Annotated in this window: 6 protein-coding genes; all 6 read left to right on the top strand. The window is 40.2% G+C overall.

Features of this window, described 5'->3' with window-relative positions; genetic code table 11:
• Window positions 1–78 precede the first annotated feature (78 nt).
• The 6 genes from secA to ACMZ6U_RS07970 all read left to right on the top strand — a co-directional run bounded on the left by secA (window position 79) and on the right by ACMZ6U_RS07970 (window position 8037).
• Window positions 79–2613 (top strand): preprotein translocase subunit SecA, encoded by a 2535-nt coding sequence (secA, locus tag ACMZ6U_RS07995; RefSeq protein WP_416107739.1) that lies wholly within the window; start codon window positions 79–81, stop codon window positions 2611–2613.
• A gap of 90 nt (window positions 2614–2703) precedes the next feature.
• Window positions 2704–3102, top strand: a complete 399-nt coding sequence (gene acpS / locus ACMZ6U_RS07990; protein ID WP_416107737.1) for a holo-ACP synthase — start codon at window positions 2704–2706, stop codon at window positions 3100–3102.
• Entirely contained in the window at window positions 3092–4192 is a 1101-nt protein-coding gene (gene alr / locus ACMZ6U_RS07985; RefSeq protein ID WP_416107735.1) for an alanine racemase, read from the top strand. The genes acpS and alr overlap by 11 nt, the downstream gene beginning before the upstream one ends.
• An 88-nt stretch (window positions 4193–4280) precedes the next feature.
• Window positions 4281–6296, top strand: a complete 2016-nt coding sequence (gene recG / locus ACMZ6U_RS07980) for an ATP-dependent DNA helicase RecG (RefSeq protein ID WP_416107733.1) — start codon at window positions 4281–4283, stop codon at window positions 6294–6296.
• A 114-nt stretch (window positions 6297–6410) separates the two neighbouring features.
• The gene (locus ACMZ6U_RS07975) at window positions 6411–7226 is read left to right on the top strand and encodes a Cof-type HAD-IIB family hydrolase (protein WP_416107731.1); all 816 of its coding nucleotides are present in this window, start codon (window positions 6411–6413) and stop codon (window positions 7224–7226) included.
• A complete protein-coding gene (locus ACMZ6U_RS07970; protein WP_416107729.1) occupies window positions 7195–8037 on the top strand; it encodes a Cof-type HAD-IIB family hydrolase in 843 nt (280 codons plus the stop codon). The genes ACMZ6U_RS07975 and ACMZ6U_RS07970 overlap by 32 nt, the downstream gene beginning before the upstream one ends.
• Window positions 8038–8535: the final 498 nt, after the last annotated feature.

Genomic DNA, 8535 nt, shown 5'->3' with positions numbered 1-8535 from the left:
TTTCGAGAGGTTTGTGTCATTGAAATTTTCTATCTATTATGCTAGAATGAGGAGATAAGATTTTCGAAAGGGATAAAGATGGCAAATATAATCCGTGACATCATTGAAAATGATAAAGGTGAATTAAAGAAACTTGATAAATTAGCCAAAAAAGTAGAGGGTTATGCTGATGAAATGGCATCTTTGGAAGATGCTGCCCTACAAGCCAAGACAGAAGAATTTAAAAAGCGTTATCAAAATGGTGAGACGTTAGATGACCTTCTACCTGAGGCTTTTGCTGTTGTTCGTGAGGGAGCGAAACGAGTATTGGGATTGTACCCATATCATGTACAAATTATGGGGGGGATTGTCCTTCATCACGGTGATGTTCCCGAAATGCGTACCGGTGAAGGAAAAACATTGACAGCAACGATGCCTGTTTACCTCAATGCTCTTTCTGGAAAAGGGGTTCATGTTATTACTGTCAATGAATACCTTACAACACGTGATGCAATAGAGATGGGTGAGTTGTACAGTTGGTTAGGTCTTTCTGTTGGTATCAACCTTTCAGCGAAGTCATCACTTGAAAAACGTGAAGCATATGCTTGTGATATCACTTACTCAACTAACTCTGAAGTTGGATTTGACTATTTGCGTGATAACATGGTTGTGCGCCAAGAAGATATGGTTCAGCGCCCGCTTAATTTTGCCTTAGTTGATGAGGTTGACTCTGTACTTATTGATGAAGCAAGAACACCTTTGATTGTATCTAGCCCAGCAAGTTCAGAAACAAACCAACTTTACTATATGGCCGATCGTTTTGTAAAAACGTTAAAACGTGAAGATTATGCGATTGATGTACCAAGTAAGACCATAGGTCTTATGGACTCAGGGATTGATAAGGCGGAGAAATTCTTCAAACTTGAAAATCTGTACGATTTGGAGAATGTTGCGTTAACCCACTTTATTGATAACGCTCTTCGTGCTAACTACATTATGATTTTGGATATCGACTACGTGGTTAGCGAAGATCAAGAAATCTTGATTGTTGACCAATTTACAGGTCGTACAATGGAAGGTCGTCGCTTCTCTGATGGTCTTCACCAAGCTATTGAGGCTAAAGAGGGTGTTCCTGTTCAGGATGAGTCAAAAACGTCTGCCTCTATCACCTACCAAAATATGTTCCGTATGTACAAAAAATTGGCAGGTATGACAGGTACTGGTAAAACTGAGGAAGAGGAATTCCGCGAAATTTATAATATGCGTATTATTCCAATTCCAACAAACCGTCCAATTCAGCGAATTGATAATGCCGATCTTCTTTACCCTACCTTAGAGTCTAAGTTCCGTGCAGTTATCGCAGACATAAAAGAGCGTCATGCGAAAGGACAACCAGTCTTAGTTGGTACAGTAGCGGTTGAAACCAGTGAATTGATTTCAAAAAACCTCGTTGAAGCAGGTATCCCGCATGAAGTTTTGAATGCAAAAAACCACTTTAAGGAAGCGCAAATCATCATGAATGCTGGTCAACGTGGGGCTGTAACGATTGCAACCAATATGGCTGGACGTGGTACGGACATTAAGTTGGGAGAAGGCGTTCGTGAACTTGGTGGTCTCTGTGTTATTGGTACGGAACGTCATGAAAGTCGCCGTATTGATAACCAGCTTCGTGGACGTTCAGGACGTCAAGGAGATCCAGGTGAGTCACAATTTTACCTATCATTGGAAGATGAGCTCCTTCGTCGTTTTGGAACAGATCGTATCAAGGCTTTCTTGGAACGCTTTAATGCTGATCAAGATGAAGATATTGTTATTAAATCACGTGTCTTTACTAGTCAAGTTGAAGCTGCACAAAAACGTGTTGAAGGGAACAACTACGATACTCGTAAGCAAGTTCTTCAGTATGACGATGTTATGCGTGAGCAACGTGAAATTATCTACGCTAATCGTTATGATGTTATCACGGCTACACGTGATCTCGGTCCAGAGATTAAGGCTATGATTAAACGTACGATTGATCGTGCTGTTGATGGGCATAGCCGTATGCCTAAAAATGAAGCATATGAAGCTATTTTGACATTTGCTCAAAATAATATTTTGCCTGAAGAGTCAATTAGTTTATCAGACTTGCAAGGTGAGAAATTTAGCACCATCAAAGAAAACCTTTACGATCATGCGCTTCGTATTTATGATCAACAAATTGCCAAATTGCCAGATGAACAAGCGATTATCGAATTCCAAAAAGTATTGATTTTAATGGTGGTTGATAATAAATGGACAGACCATATTGATGCCTTAGATCAGTTGCGTAACTCAGTGGGACTTCGCGGTTATGCTCAGAATAATCCTATTGTTGAATATCAGACAGAAGGTTTCCGAATGTTCAATGATATGGTAGGTGCTATTGAATTTGACGTCACAAGAACCATGATGAAAGCGCAAATTCATGAACAAGAACGTGAGCAAACTCACGATCATGCGACAACAACTGCTGTTAAGAATATTGCTGCTAAGCAAGGCGTTGAAATGTCTCAAATGCAGGCAATTGACTTTAATGATGTTGGCCGAAACGAGTTTTGCCCATGTGATTCAGGTAAGAAATTTAAGAATTGTCACGGGCGTTCACAATTTTAAGTTTTTCTTAAGTTAATCGTAAAACAATGTGGAGTAAGGATTTGACAGTTTGCTGCCAGATGCTTACTCTCTTTTTAGGAAAGAGCTGTAATGATAGTAGGACATGGCATAGATTTACAAGATATTTCAGCAATTGAAAGAGCCTATCACAAAAAAAATAGCTTTGCACAACGAGTGCTAACATCGAAAGAGATAGCTATTTTTCATTCTCTAAAAGGAAAACGTCAGGTGGAGTTTCTGGCTGGTCGCTGGTCAGCAAAGGAGGCATTTTCTAAGGCTTATGGAACAGGTATTGGAAAAATTTCCTTTCAAGATATTGAGATCCTATCAGATCAATTGGGAAAACCTTACTTTAATCGTTCACCTTTTAAAGGTCGTAGTCATCTTTCTATTTCACATAGCAGTGGCTTTGTTCAAGCAAGTGTTATTTTAGAAAATATAACACCCTTGATGTCAGGTGAAAGATTGGAGGAGTCGAATGATTTCTAGTTTACATAGACCGACAAAAGCTATTATAGATTTAAAAGCTATTTCGAAGAATATACAGACAGTTGCCAATCATCTCCCAAATCAGGTTAAGGTATGGGCAGTGGTCAAAGCTAATGCTTATGGGCATGGAGCAGTTGCCGTTGCTCATCAGGTTGAAAGTCAAGTTGACGGTTTCTGTGTATCAAACGTTGACGAAGCTATCGAATTGCGCCAAGCTAAAGTTAAAAAACCAATCCTGGTTCTAGGAGTTGTTTTGCCTGAGGAAGTTTATCTAGCCAAAGATTATAAACTGACCCTGACTATAGCTAGCTTGGAATGGTTACATTTGGCTAAACAGTTAGGAATAAATTTATCAGGGATTACTTGTCATATTAAAATTGATTCTGGTATGGGGCGAATTGGTGTCAGAAAACAAACGGATGCAGAAACATTGATTGCTGAACTAAAAGAGCAAGGTGTTTTTGTAGAAGGGATTTTCACTCATTTTGCGACTGCAGATGAAGCTGACCAAAGACAATTTGAGGAACAGCTAGCTTGCTTCAATAGCTTGGTGACATCCTTGAATCATTGTCCACCAGTGGTTCATGCAAGTAATTCTGCAACTAGTATTTGGCATGTTGATACTGTTTTTAATGCTGTTCGTTTAGGTTTAGTCATTTATGGCCTTAACCCAAGTGGTAGGACTTTAGAAATGCCTTATCACATTGAGCCTGCACTGCGTTTAGAATCCGCTCTAGTCCAAGTCAAAGAAGTTCCGGCTGGTACAGCTGTTGGTTATGGAGGTACCTATCATTCTGAGCAAATCGAGTGGATTGGTACTCTTCCGATAGGTTATGCGGATGGTTGGACACGTGACATGCAAGGCTTTGACGTTTTAGTTGATGGTCAGTTTTGCCAAGTAGTTGGTCGGGTCTCTATGGACCAGACAACTATTCGTTTACCAAAGGAATACCCTCTAGGTACTAAAGTTATTTTAATAGGAAAAAGTGGTGATCAGTCGATTTCGGCAACCGATGTCGCTGAAAAGCGTGGGACGATTAATTATGAAGTGCTTTGTTTACTCAGCGATCGTGTTCCAAGAGAATATTGAGTCTCTAGAGTGCATTAATATTCTATGTTTAAAAGATTGATAAATATTGAAGGGAGCCAATTGGGGCTCCCTTTGTTATAATAGAGATATGAATTTACAATCACCAATTGCGGAATTAAAGGGATTTGGACCCAAATCTGCGGAAAAGTTTACCAAACTAGGCTTATATACGATTGAAGACCTCTTTTTATACTACCCTTTTCGCTACGAGGATTTTAAAAGTCGGTCTGTTTTTGAACTTATGGATGGGGAGAAAGCTGTTATCACAGGTCAGGTGGTGACCCCAGCTAATGTTCAGTATTATGGTTTTAAACGCAATCGCCTCTCCTTTAAAATCAAACAAAATGAAGCGGTTATCGCAGTCAGTTTTTTCAATCAACCCTATCTCGCTGATAAGATTGAAATGGGAAGTGATATCGCTGTTTTTGGAAAATGGGATGCCAAAAAATCAGCCTTGACAGGTATGAAGGTATTAGCCCAGGTAGAGGATGACATGCAACCAGTTTATCATGTTGCTCAAGGTGTTTCGCAAGCTGCTCTGGTAAAAGCTATTAAGGCAGCCTTTGATAGCCAATTGTTAGCATCTTTGAGGGAAAATTTACCTCAAGTCTTGATAAAGAAATACCGTTTGATGAGCCGTCAAGAAGCGGTAGCAGCCATGCATTTTCCTAAGGATTTGGAAGCTTACAAGCAAGCTCTACGTCGGATTAAGTTTGAGGAACTCTTTTATTTTCAACTTAATTTGCAGGCCTTAAAAGCTGAGAATAAATCAGAAACCAACGGATTAGCCCTTGATTTCAACCAGTCAAAAATTGATGACAAGGTTGCTAGTCTACCTTTCCCTTTGACGGGAGCACAGTCGCGAAGTTTGCAGGAAATTTTGACTGATATGAAGTCTGGCGCTCACATGAATCGTCTCTTACAAGGAGAGGTGGGTTCAGGGAAAACAGTTATTGCTAGTCTAGCCATGTATGCCAGCTATACAGCAGGCTACCAATCAGCCCTCATGGTTCCAACTGAAATCCTAGCTGAACAGCACTTTGCTAGTTTGACAGAATTATTCCCGGACCTTAATATAGCCTTACTAACTTCTGGTATGAAAGCAGCTGTTAAGCGTGTAGCACTTGAAGCAATCGCTGATGGTTCGGTGGATATGATTGTCGGAACCCATGCTCTTATTCAAGATGCTGTATCTTATCACAAACTAGGTCTGGTGATCACGGATGAGCAGCACCGCTTTGGGGTCAATCAGCGGCGTGTTTTTCGTGAAAAAGGTGAGAATCCAGATGTTCTCATGATGACAGCGACCCCTATTCCAAGGACGCTTGCGATTACGACTTTTGGTGAGATGGATGTCTCAATCATTGATGAATTACCAGCAGGGCGTAAACCGATTGTGACGAAATGGGTCAAGCATGAGCAGTTGGACTCTGTCTTGACTTGGATGAAGGATGGGTTAACTCAAGGTGCTCAAGCCTATGTGATTTCTCCCTTAATTGAAGAGTCAGAAGCTCTGGACTTAAAAAATGCTGTTGCTTTACATGCTGAGTTGGCACAATTCTTTGGAGATAATTTCCGAGTGGACTTGATGCATGGACGTATGAAAGCTGATGAAAAAGAGGCAACCATGCTGGACTTTAAAGCAGCTAAGAGTCAGGTATTGGTATCTACAACGGTTATCGAAGTTGGGGTTAATGTTCCAAATGCAACTATTATGATTATTATGGACGCAGACCGGTTTGGCCTTAGCCAATTACACCAACTCCGCGGGCGCGTCGGCCGTGGACACAAGCAATCCTATGCAGTTCTAGTTGCTAATCCTAAAAATGATACAGGCAAAGACCGTATGCTAGCCATGTGCGAGACCAATGATGGTTTTGTTTTAGCAGAAAAAGATTTGAAAATGCGTGGGTCAGGCGAAATTTTTGGGACTCGTCAATCTGGACTCCCTGAATTTAAAACGGCAGATATTGTAGAGGACTTCAATATTTTAGAAGAAGCCAGACGTGTTTCTGCAGAGATTGTCAAAGACCCTAAATGGATGTTGGACCCAAGATGGGAAGTGCTCTTGACAGAATTAAAAAAAGAAGGCCAGTTTGATTAGGATGATAAAGAACTCGAAAGGGTTCTGTTCTTTTTTGATGACAGGCCTTACTTTTGATTTTATCAAAATTTTGCTATGCTAATAGTATGTGATGAAATAGAAAAGAGGTTTAGAATGATTAAATTAATCGCTATCGATATGGACGGCACGCTCTTAGATAGTCAGAAAAAATTACCACAGGAAAATATTGATGCTATACAAAAAGCTGTCGCTGCAGGTCTTAAAATTGTGATTTGTACGGGACGCTCTCAAGCAGGCGTCAAGCCATACTTTGACCAGTTGGGACTTCATGAGGAAGAATACGTTATTTTGAATAATGGTTGTTCCTTGCACGAAACTCTCAACTGGTCAACTCTTTATGGACAAACTCTGAGCCATTCTGATATTTTAGGATTGCAGTCTTACGTGGATGATAATTTAGAAGTTGATATGGTTTTGACAACCAATGGCGATTATTACTTTGTTGGGGAGAAGGCTTCTGATATAGCCCAAGCAGATGCCGATTCCGTTTTTACGACTTTAATACCAATCGGAAAAGAAGCTATTTCAACGATTGAAGAGTCAGTCTATAACGCCATGTATGTGGGGAAGCCAGAAGCCATTGATGATTTTCAGAACCAACATGAAGAAGCTATTGTTGAGTGTTATAGTGGCGTGCGTAGCCAAGACTTTCTCTATGAAGTTTTGCCACAGCATTCTAACAAGGCAACTGGTTTAGCAGAACTCGCCAAGCGTTTAGAATTGGACCCTAGTCAAATCATGACCATAGGTGATGGCAATAATGATATTGAAATGCTGGATTTTTCAGGTTTTGCAGTTGCTATGGACAATGCGTCTGATGCTGTTAAAGCCCACGCTGATAAAATTACCTTAAAAAACGATCAAGCAGGAGTTGCCTATGCCATTAGAGAATTTGTCCTCAAAGCCTAAGATTAAATTGGTTGCTATTGATATGGATGGTACCCTTTTGGATGATGCCAAACAGATAACCTCTGAGAATAAAGAGGCTATTAAAAAAGCCTGTGAGGCTGGCGTTCATATTGTTATTTGTACAGGACGTCCTAAGTCAGGGATTTTACCCTATACCGAGGAGCTTGGTTTAGATGATGACTATGTTATTGCTAATAATGGTTCTTGGCTTTTTAAGACCAGTGACTGGTCTACTTTAGCCTCGCACAGTCTTTCAAGACAGGCTTTGGAGCATACTGTGAGTATTTTTGATAATGAGCCTGGGATTAATCTTGTCTTCTTTACTAAAGAAGCTAATTATGCCCTAGGACGAGAACTCTATCCGGCAGCTATCCGTGATGCAGAGATTGAGAATTCTAAACTCTATCATACCGATTTTCAGTCTTTTTTAGACTTGGATCTTCCAGTTGCTGTTGCTGTTTTCATGGGAGAAGAGTCGGTCATGGATGCTTTTCAAGCTAAAGCAGATGCCTTGTTATCAAAAGAAGTAGCTACGGTTCGTAGTATGGACTATGCCTATGAAGCTCTACCGCAAGGGGTGGATAAGGGAAGAGGTTTGAAAGATTTAGCAGAAGGCTTGCAGCTATCTCCAGAAGAAATCATGGTACTGGGAGACGGCAATAATGATTTGGAAATGTTTGACTTTGCTGGTCTTGCTGTAGCTATGGATAATGCCTCAGATGAGGTTAAAGCGCGTGCTCATACTATCACTTCCTCCAATCAAGAATCAGGAGTTGCCAAAGCTATTTATCATTATATTCTATATGGTTAAATGAATTAACCTTCAGACAAGGAAGGCGCAGACAGCTTAAATCGTTTAGTGAACTGTTTGAGGTTAGAGATAAGACAAGCAAAGCTTGTCCCATAAGGTTTCGGCAAGCTGAAATCTCAAAGCCTCATGAAGAGGTTTTGATGTCTGAGCCTAGAAATCGAAGACTATCAAAGTTATACTCTAGGGAAATCAAAATCTGACTAGGAAAGACGCTTCAGATAGTACTAAAGTTTATCAAGGTAAACTTGACAAGGTCAGATTCTCATCGTCAATGAGTATTAATTCAAAAGACTATAAAAAGAAGCTAGTTGTCCGAAGTAAACTGCACCCCAAAAGTTAGACACAAAATCTAACGATTGGGGTGTTTTTCTTATGAAGTTAAGTTATAAAGATAAACTAGAACTATATGAGCTGAGAAAGAACGGAATGCCGTTGCCTCGGATTAGTCAACAATATGATGTCCATATTTCTAATCTCACATACATGATGAAACTCATG

Source organism: Streptococcus pluranimalium, from assembly GCF_047785745.1.
GTDB lineage: Bacteria > Bacillota > Bacilli > Lactobacillales > Streptococcaceae > Streptococcus > Streptococcus pluranimalium_B.
This window is presented reverse-complemented; position numbering and strand designations above follow the sequence as displayed.

Excerpts from the sequence above, each read along its gene's own strand:
- recG (WP_416107733.1), top strand. The coding sequence starts at position 4,281 with ATGAATTTACAATCACCAATTGCGGAATTAAAGGGATTTGGACCCAAA.
- acpS (WP_416107737.1), top strand. The coding sequence starts at position 2,704 with ATGATAGTAGGACATGGCATAGATTTACAAGATATTTCAGCAATTGAA.
- alr (WP_416107735.1), top strand. The coding sequence starts at position 3,092 with ATGATTTCTAGTTTACATAGACCGACAAAAGCTATTATAGATTTAAAA.
- ACMZ6U_RS07970 (WP_416107729.1), top strand. The coding sequence starts at position 7,195 with ATGCCATTAGAGAATTTGTCCTCAAAGCCTAAGATTAAATTGGTTGCT.
- ACMZ6U_RS07975 (WP_416107731.1), top strand. The coding sequence starts at position 6,411 with ATGATTAAATTAATCGCTATCGATATGGACGGCACGCTCTTAGATAGT.
- secA (WP_416107739.1), top strand. The coding sequence starts at position 79 with ATGGCAAATATAATCCGTGACATCATTGAAAATGATAAAGGTGAATTA.